Origin of the sequence: Coprococcus sp. AM97-35 (assembly GCF_027697525.1) — a bacterium.
Lineage (GTDB): Bacteria > Bacillota > Clostridia > Lachnospirales > Lachnospiraceae > Allocoprococcus > Allocoprococcus comes.
In genome coordinates this window covers 5,170-27,675 of record NZ_JAQESL010000032.1, presented here as the reverse complement: position 1 = coordinate 27,675, position 22,506 = coordinate 5,170, and the positions used below count along the sequence as shown (strand labels likewise).

Annotated in this window: 17 protein-coding genes; 2 read left to right on the top strand and 15 right to left on the bottom strand. The window is 43.6% G+C overall.

The window, feature by feature from the left end; genetic code table 11:
• Window positions 1-71 precede the first annotated feature (71 nt).
• The 8 genes from rpmB to PG840_RS14885 form a co-directional block, all read right to left on the bottom strand.
• Entirely contained in the window at window positions 72-260 is a 189-nt protein-coding gene (gene rpmB / locus PG840_RS14920; protein WP_022219990.1) for a 50S ribosomal protein L28, read from the bottom strand.
• Window positions 261-367: 107 nt separating this feature from the next.
• Complete coding sequence (locus tag PG840_RS14915; RefSeq protein ID WP_022219989.1) at window positions 368-1,081, bottom strand: CpsD/CapB family tyrosine-protein kinase; 714 nt, start codon at window positions 1,079-1,081, stop codon at window positions 368-370.
• Between the two features lie 44 nt (window positions 1,082-1,125).
• Entirely contained in the window at window positions 1,126-1,830 is a 705-nt protein-coding gene (locus PG840_RS14910; RefSeq protein ID WP_117558305.1) for a CpsB/CapC family capsule biosynthesis tyrosine phosphatase, read from the bottom strand.
• A gap of 83 nt (window positions 1,831-1,913) precedes the next feature.
• The gene (locus PG840_RS14905; protein WP_270206078.1) at window positions 1,914-2,522 is read right to left on the bottom strand and encodes a hypothetical protein; all 609 of its coding nucleotides are present in this window, start codon (window positions 2,520-2,522) and stop codon (window positions 1,914-1,916) included.
• Window positions 2,523-2,585: 63 nt separating this feature from the next.
• A complete protein-coding gene (locus tag PG840_RS14900; RefSeq protein ID WP_195368933.1) occupies window positions 2,586-3,569 on the bottom strand; it encodes an LCP family protein in 984 nt (327 codons plus the stop codon).
• Complete coding sequence (locus PG840_RS14895) at window positions 3,559-4,335, bottom strand: class B sortase (protein WP_270206077.1); 777 nt, start codon at window positions 4,333-4,335, stop codon at window positions 3,559-3,561. Before PG840_RS14895 ends, PG840_RS14900 begins: the two co-directional genes overlap by 11 nt.
• A complete protein-coding gene (locus PG840_RS14890; RefSeq protein ID WP_118198326.1) occupies window positions 4,332-5,042 on the bottom strand; it encodes a YveK family protein in 711 nt (236 codons plus the stop codon). Before PG840_RS14890 ends, PG840_RS14895 begins: the two co-directional genes overlap by 4 nt.
• Window positions 5,043-5,082: 40 nt before the next feature.
• Window positions 5,083-5,997, bottom strand: a complete 915-nt coding sequence (locus PG840_RS14885; RefSeq protein WP_270206076.1) for a sugar phosphate nucleotidyltransferase — start codon at window positions 5,995-5,997, stop codon at window positions 5,083-5,085.
• A gap of 310 nt (window positions 5,998-6,307) precedes the next feature.
• On the opposite strand from PG840_RS14885, the gene PG840_RS14880 reads away from it, so the two are divergent.
• Complete coding sequence (locus tag PG840_RS14880; protein ID WP_055157865.1) at window positions 6,308-8,683, top strand: phosphoketolase family protein; 2,376 nt, start codon at window positions 6,308-6,310, stop codon at window positions 8,681-8,683.
• Between the two features lie 190 nt (window positions 8,684-8,873).
• Here PG840_RS14880 and PG840_RS14875 read toward each other — a convergent pair whose 3' ends face one another.
• The 4 genes from PG840_RS14875 to PG840_RS14860 all read right to left on the bottom strand — a co-directional run bounded on the left by PG840_RS14875 (window position 8,874) and on the right by PG840_RS14860 (window position 16,671).
• The gene (locus tag PG840_RS14875; RefSeq protein ID WP_055157867.1) at window positions 8,874-9,767 is read right to left on the bottom strand and encodes a LysR family transcriptional regulator; all 894 of its coding nucleotides are present in this window, start codon (window positions 9,765-9,767) and stop codon (window positions 8,874-8,876) included.
• A gap of 338 nt (window positions 9,768-10,105) precedes the next feature.
• On the bottom strand, window positions 10,106-11,506 hold the full coding sequence (locus PG840_RS14870) for a uracil-xanthine permease family protein (protein ID WP_270206075.1): 1,401 nt from the start codon (window positions 11,504-11,506) through the stop codon (window positions 10,106-10,108).
• A 25-nt stretch (window positions 11,507-11,531) separates the two neighbouring features.
• Window positions 11,532-15,137 (bottom strand): ABC transporter ATP-binding protein/permease, encoded by a 3,606-nt coding sequence (locus PG840_RS14865; protein WP_270206074.1) that lies wholly within the window; start codon window positions 15,135-15,137, stop codon window positions 11,532-11,534.
• Window positions 15,138-15,234: 97 nt separating this feature from the next.
• Window positions 15,235-16,671 (bottom strand): aspartate ammonia-lyase, encoded by a 1,437-nt coding sequence (locus PG840_RS14860; RefSeq protein WP_270206073.1) that lies wholly within the window; start codon window positions 16,669-16,671, stop codon window positions 15,235-15,237.
• Window positions 16,672-16,810: 139 nt separating this feature from the next.
• On the opposite strand from PG840_RS14860, the gene PG840_RS14855 reads away from it, so the two are divergent.
• Complete coding sequence (locus PG840_RS14855; protein ID WP_270206072.1) at window positions 16,811-17,746, top strand: LysR family transcriptional regulator; 936 nt, start codon at window positions 16,811-16,813, stop codon at window positions 17,744-17,746.
• An 82-nt stretch (window positions 17,747-17,828) separates the two neighbouring features.
• On the opposite strand, the gene PG840_RS14850 is transcribed toward PG840_RS14855, so the two are convergent.
• Genes PG840_RS14850 through PG840_RS14840 form a run of 3 tightly spaced genes read right to left on the bottom strand, consistent with a single transcriptional unit; the run spans window position 17,829 to window position 22,031 of the window.
• Window positions 17,829-19,085, bottom strand: coding sequence for an ABC transporter permease (locus tag PG840_RS14850; protein ID WP_270206071.1), 1,257 nt, complete (start codon window positions 19,083-19,085; stop codon window positions 17,829-17,831).
• Window positions 19,086-19,100: 15 nt separating this feature from the next.
• The gene (locus PG840_RS14845) at window positions 19,101-20,801 is read right to left on the bottom strand and encodes an HlyD family secretion protein (RefSeq protein ID WP_270206070.1); all 1,701 of its coding nucleotides are present in this window, start codon (window positions 20,799-20,801) and stop codon (window positions 19,101-19,103) included.
• A 3-nt stretch (window positions 20,802-20,804) separates the two neighbouring features.
• Window positions 20,805-22,031: an efflux RND transporter periplasmic adaptor subunit gene (locus PG840_RS14840; protein ID WP_270206069.1), complete on the bottom strand. Its 1,227-nt coding sequence runs from the start codon at window positions 22,029-22,031 to the stop codon at window positions 20,805-20,807.
• Between the last annotated feature and the right edge of the window lie 475 nt (window positions 22,032-22,506).

Here is a 22,506-nt window from a genome sequence, read left to right as displayed (position 1 = left end):
AACGTGCGCCGCTAGGCGCACACGCAAAAAACCGAAGCTTAAAAGCTTCGGTTCTTATCATTCCGCTCAGATTAAGCTCTTTCAACGCGTCCGGATTTCAGGCAGCTTGTACATACGTACATTTTCTGTGTTCCGCCGTTTTCCGTTTTAACTCTAACGGATTTTACGTTAGATTTCCACATCTTAGATGATCTTCTATGAGAGTGACTTACGTTATTTCCGAAATGAGCACCCTTTTCACAAATAGCACATTTAGCCATGATTGCACCTCCTAACGATCTGAAATGTCCGCTTACAAATCTTGCAGACTCACAACAATAGTTATTTTAACAGAAACTTTTAACAATTGCAAGTGTTATTTTCACTTTTATGCATTTTTTGTTTCTTCATTGTGTCCATAATAGCCCTCATACTTCTGTGAGCCATAATATTTGTTATAATATCCCTTCTGGTTCTTACGCTCTACCTTGTTAAGAACAACACCAAGAACGGACACTCCCGAATTTTCCAGCTGGTCTTTTACATTCTGCACCAGACGGTATTTGGTCTTACCTGCTTCGACAACAATGATCGCGCCATCACTCTGATGTCCGATGATTGCCGCATCAATAACAAGACCAAGCGGCGGACAGTCAATGATAATATAATCATAGACATTCTTCATGGACTCCAGCATACCAGTAAAACGTTTGGATTCCAGAAGCTCTGTCGGATTCGGAGCCTCCGGTCCGGAAAGAAGAATATGAAATTTCGGAATATTTGTCGCCATAATCACATCTGCAAGCACACACTGTCCGGAGAGGAAGTGTGACAGCCCTTTATCTGCGCCGGTAATCTGAAGTTTCGATGCCATAACAGAATTCCTGATATCCGCATCAACAAGAATAACAGATTTTCCCATGTCTGCAATTGATTCTGCCAGCGCAACAGAAACAGAGCTTTTCCCCTCTCTCGGCACACAGCTTGTTACAAGAATGACTCTTTTATCATCTCCGCAAAACTGCAGATTGGTACGCAATGTCCGGATTGCTTCACGCACCCCGTAGCTTTTCTTTTCAATCGATAAATTAACCTTTTTCAACAAAACACCTGCTTTCTTCCCCACGCGGGGCTATCTGAATCTCTTTATCTGCTCTTCCATATCCGTCTTGGATTATCTACAAAAATCTCTTCCGCATAATCCTGTCCCATCTTTTTTCTGACGTAAGTGGCACACTTCCCGAGGTTCATCTTCCGCCCCTCCAGATTGTGTGCATCTGATCCTATAAAATCCACAAGATCATCTTTCATCAGGCCGGCACAGAACTTTTTAATCGTATGTCCTTCATATCCCAATACGGAATCTGCATTTATCTGGATCTGTGCTCCAAGTTTTTTCAGTTCCTGGATTCTCTCCGGTTCCTGACAGCAAAAATACCTTTCAACATGTGCAACGATCGGTCGATATCCCTTGGTGATCAGCTCATAAATGTAATTACGGACCGTGACAAAACTGTCATTGGTTGAAAACTCTGTCAAAACATATCTGCTTCCAAGCATCGTCGGCCGAAGCTTCTTATCAAGATGCCGGATCATCTGCTCATTCCGGTAATACTCGCAGCCAAGCCTCAGTCCAATTCCAACTTCTTCAGCATAATCGCGAAGTTCATGGTATACTCGGATCACCTTTTTCATGGAAGGCTCAAACATCTCCGGTCTGTAATGCGGAGTCGCAATGATATAACGTACTCCCTGCTCATAGGCATCCCGTATCATTGCTCTGGAAGTCTCCATATCCGGTGCTCCATCATCTACTCCCGGAAGAATATGACAATGAATATCTACCAACATCAAAACGTATCTCTCCTGTCAAAAAGAAAACGCCCCTCACGGTGACTCCCGCCACAAAGAAGCGTTTTCAACATATGTTTGTATTATCTAACAGCTTTCTTTTTAAGACCGAATGCTGCTGCTACTGCTGCCAGTCCAAGTACTGCAACTGCTGATACAGCTGTTGCGCTTGTAGCCGGTGAAGTAGCTGTTCCTGTAGCGGATGTAAGAGTTGTCTTGTCAACAACAAATGCAACCGGTGACAGTGAACTAAATGTACCTGTTACTGTTCCATCTGCAACAGTTGTATCAATCTTCTCCCAAGCTGATGCTGATCTATTGTAATGCAGAATCTGAACTTTAGAAGAAGCTGTTACGCCTTTCATTACGAATGTGATCTTAAGTGGGAATTTAGCTCCTTCCGGCGCTGTAACTTCCTTAACATCAGCAACTGTCATATTCGCATTAAAATCGCTCCCAATTACTTCTTTCAATTTTGCTTCAGTCTTAATGTCTGCAACTGCCTGTGTGTATTCTGCCGGGATCTCAGATGTGATAGAAACATTCACTGCATTACCATCTGTATCTGTTGCGCTGCTTACAGCTGTAACAACTGTAGAAGCTGCCGGGCTTGGTGCTGCAAATGCCGTCATTCCGATGCAGGATACCATAGCTGCAATAAGACCAACTGTCTTTAAGATTCTTGACTTCATTTTCTTTGACCTCCTCACATAGTTTATTTGATATTCGCTATATCAAGCTATACTATACTACAATTACATTATTTTGTAAAACATTTTTAATATTATTTTTTTTAATTCTTTATTGTCTACCAGATACTGCGCATGTCCGTCTTTCTCAATAATCTCACCCGGAACTTTCACGGTGTCCTCTGCAATCTTATAATCTGTCAGCTCTTCCATCTCATCCGCAGTCATGTTTGTTGTCATATAATCCTCCAATTTCTGGTACAGAGAAAGATACTCTGTTTCGCTTTGAATACTCTGCATCTTCTCGATCAGAGCATCCATAAACTGTGACTGACGTTCCATGCGCTGATTGTTACTGTCAAGGACTTCAATATCTCTTTTACGGACATATTTTTCAGCAAGTTCCCCATTAAGAGTAACTTCTGCACCTTTTTCAAATGCAGGATCAACAGCTGTATAATCTTCTGGCACGGTAAGAGTAATTCCTCCAACCGCATCGGTTGCTGCAACCAGCCCCTCCAGCGTCAGTGAAAAATAAGAATCTACATTCACGCCATACATAAGTTCTGATACCTTCTCAGATGTCAGACGGCAGCTCTCTTCTGCCCCGTCCCCATATGCGTACTGAAGTGCGATCTGCCCATTTTCCGTCATCAGCCTGTTACCTGTCACATCATAAATATCGATTCCCACCATAGAATCTCTGGAAATCTGAATGATCTGTGCCGTCTTCTCTTCTTTATTAAGGACCAGAAGATTCAGGCTGTCGCTCTGTCCGTTTTCTCCCGGGTTATTACCAAGATCTGCTTTTTCTTCCTTGTCAACACCCATGAACAGAACGGTCTTGATATCCGGGTTGAGTTTGTATTTCTTTCCGTCTTCTTCGATGATTCCGGACTGTGATTCCGTTTCGTCTGCACCCGCTTCTGCCGATGCCTCCTGTTTTTTCTGCGTACCGCTTTTCCCTTTTGTAACCGTATAAACGACACCTGCCAACAGCCCTGCGCAGATAACTGCAAGTATCACGATTACCAGATTTCTATTCTTCATTTGTCAGAACCGCCTCCACAAGAAGTCTATGGTTTGATTCTCCCGTCACACAGGTACTGAGCGACAGGATCCGGTCTTCTGTTCCTACGCTTTCGATATCACTGTAACGGCTTCTCAGGTCTCTGGAATCCTGAAGTGAATCCAGGAAAGCCTGTCTCTGGTCATCCATTACATAATTGAAAGAGTTGATCAGATGACGGTCATCATAAATAACTGCCGCAAAAATCCGGTAAGTCAGAACATGATCTGGTGTATAAATGATCACATTTGGATATTTTTCAATATATCCTTCTTCCAGATAACGATCCAGTGTATGAAACATGGTATCTACACCCTCACCCATCTGATGTCCGTAAATAACCGTATTGAAATCTGTAAAATTCTTACTGTTGCATGCCTGTGTAAAAATAGCACCATCCGCCGCTTCTACCCGTTCCCAGGTATGAGATAGATAATAATTATCATCCTCATTATTCTGGCAAACCGGATAATCAACGGTTGTTCCATCAATCTTAATCCATGCGTAAATGTCCGGATTTTTTTCCTGAAGAGCAGTAAAATCAACCGGTATCTCCGGCTTTGTCTGCTCTCCGTCATCACTATCTGTTTTTGACGGTTTCACATTTTCCGTTGCCAGCTTTTTTGCATCATCATACGACTGCTTCGTCTTTGCCGCCGTGGCGTAATACCAAATCAGATAACCTGAACAGCAGACTGCTATCACAAGCAACACCGCAACAATAATCTTTCTTGTCCTGTCTTTCAAATCGATTCCCTCTTTTCTGTCGGAATCGCTGCAAGCATATGAAGTCCAAGATATTTTTTAATATCATCTTCATTCTGGACTGTATCGTTAACCAAATATTTAATCACAATAATTCCTATAGCCAAAAATGCAACCGCCAACGCTCCAATTATTGTATTTTTCATCGTATTCGGTGATGAAGCTTTTTTAGGTACTACCGCTTCCTCCACAATTTTAGGTTTATCACTAGACATAACATACGCTACTCGTTCTGCTGTCACTTCTGCAAGTTCATTTGCAATTGCCTTTGCCTCTTTTGCATTCTCATCAATTACCGTAAAGCGCAAAATTCGTGTATCAGTCTGATTATCTGTCTGAATCATTGCCACAAGCTCATCATACGAATATTTCAATTTTAACTTTTCAATCACCTCTTCTATAACTGGGCGGCTCGTCGCAAGAATTTCAAAATCAGCTGTAAGCTGCGATCCCATCTGGATATCTGCAAGAGATGTCACACTGGTTGTCTTCGTTAAAATATAAATCATCGATGAAGCTGAATATTTCGGAGTAAGGAAGAGTTTTGTCCCACTAAACGCAATCACTCCACCTACGATAAAGCACAGAATAATCACCCATAATTTATTCAGCAATAAATGAAAGATCTCGCCAAGATCAATCTCGATCTCGTCATCTCTCTGTGCCTCTAACTGTTTTAATTCATTCATATTTTTCTTTCCTCTTCTGTTTTTTACTTCCAGGATCCGTTTAATTCCACAATTTTTCCGGATAAACGCCATCTTCTGTCATCTTCTTGAATCCGGCCTGTGCAAGTTCTGTATCTTCTTTATAAGTAATACCGATCCATTTATCGTGTGTTTCCAGAACCTTTACATCCACATTTCCTTCTTTTAAAAGATCTCCTACAATATTTGGAAGAAGATATTCTTTTTTCAAAGGATCTCCTGCTTCATCTTTTAAAAATTCTGCGAATCTCTCATCCAGAACCCGAATGAAATCCGGATAACCAGCCCACATATTCATGGATACATTAGAATCTGGTGTGATCCATTTCTGAACCGCTTCGCTGTCGCAGTGTACCCCGTCAGCCTGGATACTGATTCCAGTCGTCTCATGGATCTGTTCAAGCATTCCATTTTCATCTACCACACATACGCCGCGGGTAACTGTTCCATTTTCACTAACCGTATTCTTCAGAATAAAACCAGCCATTCCCATCTGCATCTTATCTGCTGTCTCTGCGTGCGCAATCAAGTAATCATGGAGAAGCTTAAACGCTTCCTTCCCATAATAATCATCTGCATTGATGATCACAAACGGTTCTTTTACTACATCTTTACAACACAGGACTGCCTGACCAGTTCCCCAAGGTTTGGTACGTCCCTCCGGAACTTCAAAACCAGCTGGAATATCTGCAAGATCCTGATATACATATTCCACCTCGATCTGATCTCCGATACGATTCCCGATTACAGAACGGAATTCTTCTTCAATATCTTTTCTGATAATAAATACAACCTTGTCAAAACCAGCTTCTTTTGCATCATAAATAGAGTAATCCATAATGATCTCCCCATTCGGAGACATCTTGGCGAGCTGCTTGATTCCTGTTCCAAATCTTGAACCGATTCCTGCTGCCATAATAATCAGAGTAGTCTTCATAATAAATTCTCCCTCACTAAAAAACTGTCAATCTACATTATATACACTGTTTTTCTCCGTCAAAACATTAACATTTTAAACGCTTTATTCAAAAATCTTACATAAAAACAGCTATTCGTAATTATACTTCAATTTTTCCACAATGTCTACCACCTATTACGAAATTAAGGAACTCCCCCTCTTCCTATCCATAACATTTTGATATGAATATAATTCATTATTGCTATTTTACGTTATCTTTTACTCATGATATGATGAACCCAGTTAAAAAAATAACAAAAATGAATTAGAGAAAGAGAGAGGTACTAAAATGGAAGACAATAAATTATGTCTTGAAAAGCAGCCATTATCTGATGAACTGCTCAACAAAATGAATGCCTACTGGCGTGCTGCCAACTACCTGTCAGCCGGTCAGTTATACCTTCTTGATAATCCGCTTCTGAAAAAGCCATTGACCATGGATCAGATCAAGAAAAAAATCGTCGGACACTGGGGAACCGTACCTGGACAAAACTTCATCTATGTACACTGCAACCGTGTCATCAAACGTTATGATCTGGATATGATTCTTCTTTCCGGTCCGGGACATGGCGGAAACTTCCTGATCGCCAACACTTATCTGGAAGGTTCTTATAGTGAAGTTTATCCGAACATCAGCCAGGATGAGGAAGGCATGAAGAAAATGTTCAAGCAGTTCTCATTCCCATGCGGAGTTCCGAGTCACTGTGCTCCAGAAACACCAGGTTCTATCAATGAGGGTGGAGAACTCGGATATTCAATTGCTCACGGCTTTGGTGCTGTTCTGGACAACCCAGATCTTATCGCTACAGTTGTTGTCGGTGACGGTGAAGCTGAAACAGGGCCGCTTGCTACTTCATGGCAGTCCAACAAATTCCTGAACCCGATCACAGACGGTGCTGTTCTTCCAATCCTTCATCTGAACGGATACAAGATCAGTAACCCAACCATTTTCTCACGTATTTCTCATGAGGAAGTGGAAAACTTCTTCAAGGGCTGCGGATGGAAACCTTACTTCGTAGAAGGTGACGATCCGATGACTATGCACAGAAAAATGGCTGAGACTATGGATGCCTGCATCGAAGAAATCAAAGCAATCCAGAAAAATGCCCGTGAAAACAATGATCCTACCCGTCCGTTCTGGCCAATGATCGTTCTTCGTACTCCAAAGGGATGGACAGGACCAAAGGTTGTTGACGGACTTCAGATTGAAGGATCTTTCCGTGCACATCAGGTACCGCTTTCTATGGAATCACCAGAACATCTTGACCTTCTGAAAGAATGGTTGGAAAGCTACCATGCAGAAGAACTCTTCGATGAAAAAGGACATCTGATTCCGGAACTTGCAGAACTTGCTCCAAAGGGAGATGCCCGTCTTGGTGCAAACCCGCATGCAAATGGCGGACTTCTTCTGAAAGACCTTCGTCTTCCGGATTTCCGCTCATACGGAATCGAAGTAGAACCTGGCAAGACAAAAGCACAGGATATGATCGAACTTGGCGGATACATCCGCGACATCTTCAAATTAAATGAAGACAGTAAGAACTTCCGTATCTTCGGACCAGATGAAAGTATGTCCAACCGTCTGTACAAAGTATTTGAAGAACAGAAACGTGACTGGCAGGCAGACTTGCTTGACACTGATGACTGCCTTGCAAGAGACGGACGTATCATGGACGGTATGTTAAGTGAACATATGTGTGAAGGATGGCTGGAAGGATATCTTCTGACAGGACGTCATGGATTCTTTGCAAGCTATGAAGCATTCATCCGTATCGTTGACTCTATGGCAGCGCAGCATGCAAAATGGCTGAAGGTCTGCAACCAGCTTTCATGGAGACAGCCGATCGCTTCGCTGAACTTTATCCTGACATCTAATGTATGGCAACAGGATCATAACGGATTTACACATCAGGATCCAGGATTTCTGGATCACATTGCCAATAAAAAGGCAGACGTTGTCCGCATGTATTTACCACCGGATACAAACTGCTTACTCTCATGCTTCGACCACTGCATCAAGAGTAAGAACTATGTCAATGCAATCGTAGCATCTAAACATCCAAGCTGCCAGTGGCTGACTATGGAACAGGCTGTAAAGCATTGTACACAGGGTATTGGTATCTGGGAATGGGCAAGTAATGACTGCGGTGAAGAACCAGATGTTGTTATGGCTTGCTGCGGTGACACTCCTACTCTTGAAGTTATGGCTGCTGTTACTATCCTTCGTGATGAAATGCCAGAGCTCAAGATCCGCGTTGTCAATGTAGTTGACCTGTTCAAACTGGAATCAGACCACAAACATCCACACGGATTAAGTGATGCAGAATACGATGCAATCTTCACAAAAGATAAACCGGTTATCTTTGCATTCCACGGATATCCGACACTGATTCATGAACTGACATACGAACGTCACAACCACAACATTTCTGTTCATGGATATCAGGAAGAAGGTACGATCACTACTCCATTTGACATGCGTGTACAGAACCAGATCGACCGTTTCAACCTTGTAAAAGATGCAATCATGCATCTGCCACAGCTTGGCAATAAGGGATCATTCCTGATTCAGAAGATGAACGACAAACTGGTTGAGCACAAGCAGTACATCGCTGAATACGGACAGGATCTGGAAGAAATCAGAAACTGGGAATGGCATAAATAATATCAATCGTTTTCTAATCCAAAATTCTACTTTATAACTTTATACTTACAAATATAAAAATGCTCCGGAACTTTATGATCCACACATAAAAAATTCCGGGGCATTCTCCTTATATTTTTCTTTGCAGATACACATCCCGGCTGCAAAGGATACCGATTTGTACAATCCACTTTGAAAATCTATTTCTTCTTTAGTTCTTCTGACTGCTCAGAAACTTCTGAAACTCCTTCGATGCAATACTCTGAGGATACTCAGTATCATAGATCAGAATAATATTTCTGGTCGGAAGCTTCTCTTCCACTTCGATTTCAAATACATTTTCCGCCTTCTTCTCTTCTTCGGCAAATTCTTCCGGGACAAATCCAATTCCAAGATTGTGACGGACTGCCGGCAAGATCAGGTCTGTCGTCGCAAGCTCCATATCCGGCAAAAACTGCAGACCATGATCTGCAAAATAATTATTCAGGAATTTTCTTGTCAGTGCCTCCGAAGTCAGGCTGATCCAGGGATAAGCCGAAAGCTCCTCCAATGAAATCTTTCTTCCTTTTAATTCTATGTAACGACTGCCGCCGATCAGCACCTCATGGTATTCCCGCAGTTTCTTCATCCTGAGTGGCTTATTTACCTGCAGATCCGTTGACACAAATGCAAGGTCTACCTTTCCTTCTTTTACCGCGTTGACCGAGTCCATGGTACTGTTATTTAAGATTTTGAAATGTACGTTCGGGTAAATGCTGTTGAACTCTCCCATTGCCCGGAACAAGAAGCAGTGCAAGGCTGTCTCAGTCGCACTGATATAGATTGTCCCGTTCTCAAGACTGATCAGATTGCTCAGATCATTTTCCCCTTTAAAAAACTGGGCGCACCCTGCCGATACATAGCTGTAAAAGGTTCTTCCCTCCGGTGTCAGCTTCATACCGGATTTGCTTCTGGTAAATAATCGGCATCCCAGTTCATTTTCCAGGTTGTGTATCGTTCTCGTCACCGCCGGCTGGCTCGTCTTCAGAACGCTGGATGCCTTTGTAAGGTTCTCATACTTCGCCACATAATAAAAAACTTTATAATATTCAAAATTAGAATTCATGTGCCTCTCCTTTGTTGTCTTATCCTGTCAGTTTTTCATCTGCCGTAAGTATAGCATGATTTTTTAGTTCTTACAATTGGAATCATAGCTTACTGAACATTCGGTGCGGATCCGGTCAAGTCATCATCGATTTTTCTACCAGAGAAACCAGTCTGGAGGTACTATCCCTCGCAGCGAAACACTAAAAAAGAACTGGCGACACTTTTTATCGTGCCGCCAGTTCCTTATTTGCTCAACAATTTTCGATTATAATTGTTCAGACGCCTGCGCTTCGATCTTTCTTTTTGTCCTCATCCTCGTTCATCTCTTCCTTCTGATTGACTTATTTTTATCACATTTTACAAATCTGTTGTTTTTTTCTTCGGAAGGCAGATACTTAAGATCAATGACACCACGAACACCCCTGCAACTGCATTTCCATTAAAAATATCTCCTACCTCCTTCGGAAATGCAGAAAAGAAGTTTCCGGAAGTCTGTGTCAGTCCGACACCGATACAGAATGCCAGCGATACGATGATCATAGTTCTGTCATCAAACACACACCCTTTGAGCATCTTGATCCCTTCATACATGATCGATCCGAACATCATAACCGTACATCCTCCAAGTACCGCCTGCGGAAGCGAATTGAAAAAAGCTCCAAGTGGCGGGAACAGAGAAGCAAGGATCAAAATCAAAGCCCCCATCAGAATAGTAAAACGGTTGATAACTCCCGTCATAGTGACGAGCCCGATATTCTGACTGAAAGAAGTAAGCGGCAGACATCCAAAGCATCCTGAAATCGCACTGGAAAATCCATCCACGGCAAGAGACCCCTGCAGTTCCTCCATCTTGATATCCCGTCCAAGTGCACCGGTACACACTGCAGTAGTTGCACCCGTTGTCTCCGCTGCCGATACCAGGAATACAATTGCAATAGTAAAGAATGCTCCCAGATCAAAAACCGGTTTATGGGAAGTAAAAAATACAAGCTTGGGAAGGCTGAATACACCAACCTGCTCGATCGTCTTTGTAATTCCTGAAAAATCAACCATCGCTGCAATCCCTGCCACAGTAAATATAATGGACAGAAGATACCCACAGACCAGACCAACCAATACGTTCAGGTTCTTGTATACACCTTTTAACAGATAACGGGCAGCCAGACACACAACCAGTGTGAAAAATCCGACCAGAAGATGATACCACGCTCCAAAATCTTCTGCTCCGTTTCCACCGCCCCAGGAATCCATTCCTACCGACAAGAGGGAAAGCCCAATCGCAATCACCACACATGCCGATACTACCGGTGTCAGGAACCGTTTCCAGTATTTGGCACTCATTCCTACCAGTCCCTCAAAAATACCTCCGGCGATCACCGCACCAACCATCCCTTCATATCCAAGTTCCGAATTGGTACAGATCATCAGCAGACTACCAAGAAAGGTAAAACTGACTCCCATAACAATCGGAAGCCTGGAGCCAATCTTCCATACCGGGTAAAGCTGCAGACAGGTCCCGATCCCCGCTGCAAACATCGCGCACTGCAGAAGCTGCGTAATTTCCGCAGCACTTAAGTGATTCTCCGATCCTCTCACAAATGCCGCACTGCACACGATCAGCACCGGTGCCAGATTCGACACAAACATTGCCAGAACATGCTGGAGTCCGAACGGAATCGCCTTTTTTACCGGCACTCTTCCATTCAGACAGTAAATATTTTCCTCACTCACTGCTTCTGTATTTTTCTCTTTATCCATTTTCCTTTTCCCTCATTCTCTTTTTTTATTCTGTCCTAAGCGCTGTCACCGGATCGCTCTTTGCTGCTTTCCTTGACGGAATGATTCCACCGAGCAGGGTAAGCCCGATACTCAAAAGAATCAGCACAATTGCCGGAAGCACTGGTAAAAATGCATTGATTTTGTTATTATCTGCCACCGCATGGATGATCATATTTCCAGGGATCAGAAGCAGCAGTGACAGTCCGATTCCGATCAGTCCGGCACACAGACCAATGATAACGGTTTCTGCATTAAATACCTGCGATACATTTCTCTTAGATGCCCCGATCGCGCGCAGGATTCCAATCTCCTTCTTCCGTTCAAGTACACTGATGTAGGTGATAACCCCGATCATAATTGAAGATACTACAAGGGAAATCGCCACAAACGCAATCAGCACATAGCTGATGATATCCACGATATTTGTCACGGAAGACATCAGTGTTCCGACTATATCGGTATAAGTGATGATCTGTTCCTCTTTTCCTTCTTTTTCCATCCGGCTGTTATAAGAATCCAGGATTTTCACCACTTTTTCTTTACTCTCAAAATCCGTCGGATATATGGAAATCTGACTCGGGTTCGCAAAATCCACGTATCCAAGCTTCTGCAGATTATTGTCATAGGAAGCAGTCGCGCTCATTGTCATGGATGTCATCAGCTCTTTCAGATCATCTTCTGTCATATTCATCTGAAATGCCTTTGCAAATGCATCGGTATCAATCTTCATCGAACTTCCAAGCATGTTCTGCAGCTGGGTTCCCACATTTCCCATGGCAGCCTGCATGGCGTTCCCGATTTTTTCTGTGATCTGAGTGACGATCTGATTCATTGCCGAAGTGATCTGTGTCTCAAGCACATCCGAAATTGCTCGGGTATAAGTTCCCATTGCCTTTGCCATGTAACTTCCCATTGTCGCACTTAACTGGCTCTCCAGCTGATCCATATCGATCACCTCGGAAAGCCCGTTCATCAGACGCTGTTTTCCATCTGCTGTGGCAAGGTAGTTCAGAAAATAATCTCCCATTTTGGTCGGATCTGCTTTTCCATTCGCCGCAGCATATGCCGGATAACTACTCGCCAGTTCTTTTGTCAGTTTTTTCAGCTGGTCAGAAGTAATATTTATCACCGTATCTCCAAAAATCTCCTGCTGCCAGGCATTCATAATCTCTTTTGCTTCCTCGGTCTGTAAATACTCCGCCAGGTATTCTCCAAATTTATCCGGATCTGTATATCCTTTTTCCGCAGCATACTTTTGATATCCTTCCATCACACGCTGTACAAGCTCCTGCATCTGATCAATTGTAATCTTAAACCCACCGGTGCTCTCAATGATCTCCTGCAGATTATCTTTCAGGATCTTCTGCGCTTCATCCGTCATCAGGTAATCCATAAAATCTCTCGCCAGATTTGAATAATCTGCTTCCGGATGGAATTTCACATACTCCTGATAACCTTCCATAACACTCTCAGACAACTTCTGCATTCCACCCGGTTTTACGGTAAGATTCAGGCTTCCGATCATATCGCCAAGATTCATCTGTGGCATACCGGACACGTCAAGACTGATCTGATCCAGATTTATCATCCCGGACAGATCCAGAGAATCCCCACCCATCCGGAATGCATTTTCCAGATTCAGGGAATCTGCCGACAACAGATCACCGGAAAATCCACTGTCGTCTAAAACAAATGCTTTCTGAAATGCATCCTCATCTACCGTAAACAGACTGTTCGCATCCAGTCCGTTCTTCTCTTCTGTGGTTCCGAACTGTTCTCCGGTAAATACATTCTTGGATGGATTCTCCAGCTGATCTTTTACAATCTCACTTTTTGCAGCCTCTTTTGCGACATGCTCAGTAAGTCTCTGCGGATAGCCAATCCCCGGTGTCAGAGCGGAAGCATTTGCATCTTCCGATGCCTGTACGATTCCGACGATTTTAAGTTCTTCGCCCTGATCCACGAGTTTCTTCATATATTCCTTATTATCGGATTTATCCTTCCAGATCTCGTACTGGCTGTCATATTCGTAGCAGTCAGACACATTGACCAATTTAAAAGTTTTTCCAATAATATCCTCATAGGTATATGTTCCGATATTTGCCGGAGTGTTCACATCTTCTTCATTGATAAATTCCTGGATCATTTCGTCCAGTTCCATCTGATCCCGCAGTCCCAAAGTATAAAGGAGAAAATCACTCATGCCTCCGTCCGAAGTCAGCACCAGTACACATTCATTATAATTCTGCGGCCAGCGTCCCGCCTTCACATCATACTGGTTCTCATAAAGCCCCTCCGTCTTAGGCATTTCATAAAAAACATTCGTACTCATCATCGATGACATCAGACTGTTGGTACTTGCGCCAGAGCTGATTCCAAGCGACTCAAAGGATTTGTCCGGATTCACCTGGCGAATGGAACCATCCTTGTTCTGCCGATAGATTCTTGGTGAAATATTATAAGAATATTCAACGGCACTGGTATAGTCCTCAATTCCACTTTTTCCTCCATCCAGATATTCTTTTAAAGACTTCAGATCGTTGGAGTTCATCGTGGAAAACATATTGGTCATCATCTGCATAACCTTGACTTCCCCGTCTTTTTTTGTCTCCTTCTTATCCGAACTGCCCGAACCACTGTCCATATTGCCTACCATCATCGATGTCATATCAAATCCGGTACTCTGGATCTGAAGCGGATACTCGGAAAGAGTCTCTTCTTCAATTGACTTGATGTAGGCATTGACTCCGTTGGAAAGTGCCAGTATCAGTGCAATCCCGATAATTCCAATAGAACCGGCAAAAGATGTCAGAAGAGTCCTTGCTTTCTTCGTCTTTAAGTTATTAAAGCTCAGGGAAAGAGCCGTCAGAAATGACATGGAAGCTTTCCCCATATTCTTATGCTCCGGCTCCTTCATGACCGCTTCATTGACATAAAATTCGTCCGTATCCGAACGGATCTTTCCGTCCTTGAGCGTTACGATACGGGTCGCATATTCTTCAGCAAGCTCTGGGTTATGTGTAACCATTACAACAAGCCGGTCTTTTGCCACTTCTTTTAAAAGTTCCATAACCTGCACACTGGTCGCCGTATCCAGCGCTCCTGTCGGCTCATCAGCAAGCAGAATATCCGGATCATTGACCAGCGCACGGGCGATTGCCACCCTCTGCATCTGTCCGCCTGACATCTGGCTCGGTTTTTTATGCAACTGCTCCCCAAGACCAACTTTTTTCAGAGCCTCAATCGCTCTCTTTTTCCGTTCTTCCTTCCCGATCCCAGAAATAGTCAGTGCCAGCTCCACATTGGCAAGCACCGTCTGATGTGGAATCAGATTATAACTCTGAAATACAAAACCAATTGTATGATTTCGATAGGAATCCCAGTCTCTGTCTTTATATTTTTTCGTAGAAATCCCGTTGATGATCAAATCACCACTATCGTACCGATCCAGTCCACCGATGATGTTAAGAAACGTCGTCTTTCCCGAACCACTCGGTCCCAGGATCGCAACAAATTCATTGTCCCTGAAATTCAGGCTTACATCATCCAGTGCCTTCTGTACCAGCGTACCTGTACGGTATTCTTTGCAGATATGTTGAATTTGAAGCATAAAAATTCTCCTTTTAAGTTGTAACTCATGAAACGCGTATGTTTCATTGTACACCCTTAAAAGGAGAAAATCATGTCTTTTAGAAAAATTTTATTCTTTATTTTCTGAGAAGTTCTTTTCCCGAAATACCTGGCTCTGTCATATTGACCGGATCCAGAACGGTTTCCATCTCTTTTTCACTTAAAAGACCTTCTCTGAGGATCAGATTGCGGATGGATTCCCCGGTCTTCATTGCTTTTTTCGCAATCTCCGCTGCTTTCTCATAGCCTACATGCGGACAGATTGCAGTAATTACGCCGATGCTGTTCTCTACCAGCTGACGGCATCTCTCTTCATTGGCTGTGATTCCTGTCACACAGTTGTCAATAAAAGTCTGCACTGCATATGCAAGTGTATCGATCGACTGGAACAGACAGTAGAATACGATCGGTTCAAACGCATTCAGTTCCAGCTGTCCACCCTCTGCTGCCATCGTGATCGTCACATCATTTCCAATGATGTTAAATGCGACCTGGTTCACTACTTCCGGGATGACCGGATTCACTTTTCCCGGCATGATCGAAGAACCATTCTGCTTTGCCGGAAGGTTGATCTCACCAAATCCGGCTCTTGGTCCGGATGACATCAGACGCAGGTCATTGGCAATCTTGGAAAGTGTGACTGCACACGCTTTCACTGCACCGGATACTGCCACAAACGGATCCAGGTTCTGGGTTGCATCGATTAGATCAAAAGCCTGGACAAACTGAATATCAGATATTTTTGAAAGATTCGGAACAATGCGGCTTACATAGGCTTCATCTGCATTGATTCCGGTTCCGACTGCCGTTCCACCCATGTTGACGGTACGCATCTCGCCCATCGCATTATCCATACGGTGAATATCACGCATGATGGCATCGGAATATGCCTGAAATTCCTGACCCAGACGGATCGGAACTGCATCCTGCATTTGGGTGCGTCCCATTTTGATCACATGGTCAAATTCCTCTGCCTTTTTGCAGAGCGCTCCATGAAGTCTGAGCAGTTCTTTTTTCAGATTCTGAAGAAGTCTGAGTGAAGTCATCTTGCCAGCTGTCGGAATAACATCATTTGTGGACTGTCCGCAGTTTACATCATCATTCGGATTTACTGCTGAATAATCTCCCTTTTTCCCGCCAAGAATCTCAATCGCACGGTTTGCAATGACTTCGTTTGCATTCATGTTCAGAGAAGTACCCGCACCTCCCTGGATCGGATCTACGATAAAGTACTCATGCAATTTTCCTGTAAGGATTTCATCACATGCCTGTACGATTGCTTTTGCCTTTTTCTTTTCCAGAATCCCACTCTCGCAGTTGGTGATCGCAGATGCTTTCTTTATGTACGCAAGACTGTTGATGATCTCCGGATGCATATTCAGCCCGGTAATACGGAAATTCTCCGCAGCACGCAGTGACTGTACCCCGTAATATACATCTCCCGGAATATCTTTTGCCCCTATTGAATCCTGTTCTACACGATAACCTGTCTTGTTTTCTTTTCCATTTTCCATCTCAAAATCCCTCGATTTTCCATTTTTCTCTGGCGTATTGCCTTTGTTGTTTTCATTATAGCTCTGTGTTACAATATAATCTAATACATATATTTTTATAGTAACTATAATTTTAAAACTATGTCAAAGGAGAATACCTATGTTTCAGGGAATGGAATATGTCTATGAAGTTTATCTGGAAAAAAGCTTTTCCAAGGCGGCTGAGAAGTTATTTATCTCACAGCCTTCACTCAGTGCCAACGTAAAGCGTGTCGAGCATCACATCGGATATCCGATCTTTGACCGGAGTACCAAACCACTTTCCCTTACCGAATGTGGGGTACAGTATATCAAAGCGGTAGAAAAAATAAAAAGTATCCAGAATGAATTTGAAGGATTTGCAAACGACTGGGGCGACCTAAAAAAAGGAACACTCATCCTCGGAGGAAGCAACTTGTTTTCCTCCTGGATCCTGCCTTCGCTGATCGCGGATTTTGCCCGCAGATATCCTCTGATCCAGATCAGCCTGGTTGAAGAAACCACTGCCAATCTTGCCCGTATGCTGCGACACGGGCAGCTGGATCTGATGCTGGACAGCAGTGTTCTGGATGCCACCATCTACGGCTACCGTAAATTTCAGGAAGAGCACCTGATCCTTGCTGTTCCGGGAGCATTCCCGATCAATAATACGCTGCGCTCCTATCAGCTTCCTGTAGAAGATATCCTGAGCAAAAAATTTCTGGAAGAATCCTGTCCTCCCGTTCCTCTGACACGCTTTAAAAGTGAGCCTTTTATTATGCTGAAACCGGAAAACGACACTGGAAAACGTGCCCGTATGATCTGCCAGAACAATCTCTTTGAACCAAATATCATCCTGGAAATGGATCAGCAGATGACTTCTTACAACATCACCTGCTCCGGCATGGGGATCTCTTTTATCGGAGATATCATGCTCTCAAAAGTACCTCTTACCTCTGATGTGGTGTACTATAAGCTTCCTGCAGGCGAAAGCAGCCGTGACATCCGGTTCTACTGGAAAAATGGTCGCTACCAGACAAGGGCAATGGAAGAATTTTTAAAAATGGCGTGCCAGTAAGGCACGCCACTTTCCTGTAGAACAGATACTATCCATTTATCTGCAATCTTGGATCCGACAAATAATTCTTCTCTACATAAACCTACTCACTTCTCAGTGCATCGATTGGATTCATGTTCGCCGCCTTCACCGACGGAAGGAGTCCGAAAATAATTCCGATCAATGTGGAAAATACTACTCCGACCAGAATAGACACTCCGCTGATTGCCACCGGAACTGCCGAGACTGCGGAAATAATATAGGCAAGCGCAATCCCTCCTACCACACCGATCAGACCTCCAAGAAGGGTAAGTACTGCCGCTTCCGTCAGAAACTGCGTCAGGATCCTTCTTTTTCTTGCCCCCAGTGCCTTTTTCAGACCGATTTCTCTCGTTCTTTCTGTCACAGACACCAGCATAATATTCATAACACCGATCCCGCCAACCAGAAGTGAAATGCTTGCAATCCAGAGCAGCTGCTGGTTCGTCGAGCTGCTGATCTCCTGGATCTGGTTCGCCTGTTTCAGAAGATCTTCCCCTTTATACTTTATCGTCTCATCAGACACGGTCAGGTAACTGTTCAGGATATCTGCCGCCTTTTCTCCTGCCGCAGTCATCTCATCTGTGCTTGTCGCGCGGACAACCAGATTCTGCGGTTCATCGTACTGATAAATAATCGGCCACAGTGTATCCGGAATACAGATCGTTCCGCTTCCATCCGTGGATACATAACGATAATAGTCTTCCATCGAATTGATCACCGGCTGCGAATTTTCTTTTCTCGCCATCATACCGATCACCGTAAATGGCTCCCCTTTAACCTCAATAATCTTTCCAATCACATTTCCATCCGGAAATAGAGCTGTGGCTGTCGTTTTATCAAGCAGCACAACTTTTCGGTTTGCAGTAAAATCTTTTTCGGAAAAGCCACGCCCTTTTGTGATCTGAAATCCATAGGCATCCAGATAATTGGAATCTATTCCAAAAATATTACAGCTTGCCAGCTTCTGACTGCCTGCATATACAGCATCATATTCATTCCGTCTGTGATAAAGGGCTGCACTTTCCACCTCATCCAGTGCCTGGATCTCACCAAGTACCTGATCTGAAATCTCCGGTATTCCATCCGGAACCTCCTGATAAGACAGATCCAGTGTCCAGTCTCCCTGATAAAGCTGGATATTGACCGCATTATTTCCCGCGCCAACCAGATTTTTCTTGATCTGCTCATTGGTTCCTTTGATCGTTGAAACAATTGCAATGATCGATCCGATTCCGATAATAATACCAAGCATCGTCAGCGCAGACCGCAGCTTATGACTCCAGATTCCCTGAAATGCCAGCCTGATATCTTCAAGCATCTCCTCACCCCCTCATTAATTATAATCATACAATGACTCCACTGTCTTTGTCTTCGCACCCTCTTTTACATTTCTTCCATACGGAAATGCAATCTCATCCTCCATGGTAAGTCCGGAAACGATTTCCATGGAACCGTACATATTTTTTCCAACCTCTACATACTGCTTCTCCAGCCTTCCATGTTTTCCTTTCTTGTATACATAGGAGCGGTTTCCGTCTTCTCTTATGAACATCTGTTCCAGGTAAATCGAATTCCCATTGTCACCCGAAAGTCCGTCTACGGAAATACTGACACCATCGCCAGATGAAAGATCTGCATCTTTCTCAACCACTGCAGTAAACGGATAGTAGGACATATTAGGATTCTCGCTGCTCTTCATACTTTCAACCGGTGAATTACCGATACTGGTGATCGTTGCCTCATAAGAGTTCCCCGTATTCCAGGAAGTCACCATCACAGTCATACCCTCTTTTAATTTATCATAGCTGCTTTCGGCAATCCCTCCGATTACATAACAACCATTTTTTCCGGTCACAGATATAACCGGTTTATTTTCCAGCTTTGCCTCTTCTTCGTCAAGTACAGCTTTTACCGTTCCCTCTACTGTACTCTTTACAACACCATTATTTACTTTTTTATCCAGCTTTTTCAATTCCAATTGTGCTGTTCGCTTTTCCAGATCCAGATCCTTGATCTTCTGCTCTTTTTCCTGGATCTGCTTTGCCTGCTCTTCCCTGGTCATTCCATCTGCATCTCCCGGATCCGGCTCCTCATATCCACCAGGATTATCCGGTTCGTCCGGAATTTTCGGCTCTTCCGGTGTCCCCGGCTGTTCCGGATTTTCGGGCTTTATTACCTGTCCGGTCTTTCCGTCCAGCGTCCAGGAGTATAAAAGAAGCGTCGGTTCCTTCTCCTGATCCACTACATCAAAGATACAGACTGCCCTCTCTTCCAGCATTTTCAGCATGAACTCCGCATTTACCGTTGCTCCCGGCGCACAAAGATAGCGATACGGCTTTTCTTTTGTTCCATCTCCATCTTCATTATAAGGAGCAGCGTCCTTTGTAATCTCTTTATAAATGATCTTATCCTTCAGTTCTTCCGGAAACGGCTTCCCGATTGATGGTTTTTCCGGTCCTTCCGGATTTTCTGGTGTCTCCGGCTGCTCAGGATTTTCGGAAGTATCCGGATTTTCCCCTTCATTTTTCTTTGCATCCGCAGTCCGTATTATTCCAGGTCTGGTTCCTTTTGCAGTCATTTTCCGCAGCTCATCCTGGCTTCTTTCAACAGACGAAACAATCTTTGCATTTTTCAGCTGCTCTAATTCTGCCTTTTGATTCTGAATATTCAGTTCAATCCCCTGAATCTCCATCTGCTTCATTTCCTGCTCAAGTCCTGCAAGCGTAGTATCATAGGCAACCAGACGATCGCCGATCTTCACCGTATCCCCTGATTTGACATAAATCTCCTTGATCGTAAGGGTATCATCATGGTAAATGTCCTGGCTCGCACCTGCCTGCACCTTCGCATAATCATAAATATCCGATTCTGAATACCATCCACCATTACTCATACTGGCTACCGGTGCAACCTTGACCGCTTTTTCACTTTTTTTCATTGCAAATATAATGCCGCCTCCAATGAAACATACACAGACAACCAAAGCAATCCCGATCTGAAGAATTTTTTTCTTATTTCTTTTTTGAAAAGTCATCCTTTATTCCCCCTCTTCCATGCCTCCTGCCTGTACATTTTCGTTCTTCTGAACGGCTGCTCCTTCTTTACATTCTCCATCCGGCCAGACAATGTAATCCGTCTCTTTCAGTCCTTCTGTGATTTCCCATGTATCCTGCTTCTCATCATAAGCACCAAGCTTTACATTTCTCTTTTCCAGTCTGTCCTTTTTATTTGCTACCCAAACGTAAGGCTCTTTCCCGTCTGCATCTACAATATAAGCAGTCATCAGATGTAATCCCTCTGTATTTACTCCAGTTCCAGGCTCGATATATACATGCTGTCCCAGCATCAGACCATCACTGGTTTCAAGCGTTACATAAAATGGATACTTAGTTGCCCGGGCAGAAGAATCCGAACCGGAATACATCTCGCTTTGTGAACTGCTCTCCGGTTTTTCTGTGTCGATCACATCCACAGATCCCTTCCAGATTTCCTCCTGGTTATTCCTTGCCCGCACCGTCACATCCATTCCCGGCTGAAGCTCACCGATATTCTGTTCACTGATTTTTCCCTTAATTCGGTATTTTCCGGTAGAAAGAATGCTCATAAATGCCTGCTTTTCTCCACTGTAATCATCATAACCAGGATCCGGATTGATCTCCTGGATAATTCCTGCAATCGTGGATGTCACCGTGGATGATTCCAGACTCTTCTTCGTCCGGTTCACTTCCAGTTCTTTTACTTTATAATTATATTCTTCCTGTTTTACATTCGTCTGCAGCTCCTGGATCTGCGTTGTATAAGAAAGCTGCTCACCTGCCGGTGCATTCTTTTTCTCTGTCGTTAAGGCCGCAATCTGTGAATTCAGATTGGAAATACTGTTTCCTATCTTTTCCAGTTCCAGATTTCCCTGCTCCAGTGTCATCGCAAGCTCCTCTGTATCATATTCAAAGAGTTTCGTCCCAGGCTCCACTTCCTGCCCTTTTTCCACGAAAATCTCTTTCACTTTCTGTCCTTCTGAAAGTGAGATTTTCAAAGTATCCTGCGCCTCCACAACGCCTGCAAAGCGGTTCACGGTTCCGCTTCCGTTTCCGGTGATCACGCTGACCTTATCCGCGTAGAGGATGTTCTTCGCGGAATCCTTTCCCCCTCCTGAAACCATGTGCAGGATTGCGGCAATCAGAGCGACTGCAAAAATAAGGCAGATGATGAAAATCACCTTTTTCTTCCCCATCAGATTGTCTTTGAAATTCCCATTTACATTCATTTTCATTCCCTCCTCATCATTCTACTTTTAAGGTGTAAAAGTTTGTTGAAGTTAGTCCGACAAAGTGTATATAGAAAGTGCTGCGGCTTCCCTTCGGCAAACCATTCCGAGGAACCTCTGAAAGCGGGAATCGTGTTCAGCAAAGGCTTCCACGATTCCTGAGTTTCCTCTCCATTGCCTCAATAAGGAAGCCGCAACACTTTCTATATACACTTTGTCCCTCTAAGTTATCGCACAATACCATCACCTCGTAACTTGCGTTCCGATATCCAATCATAGTTTCAGTATACTGGAAAACAGTTGGAAATACTATTTAGATTTTCTTAAATTTTCGTTCATTTCTGTGTCATATAATCTTTTGACTGAACTTTCGTTCTTTTATTTCTACATAAATAATCCGCCCACTTCCCACAGCAGAAATTCCTGCCCTTTTTATTATGGAATACTCAGAAGGGCAAAGCCGGCAAAGTAGAAT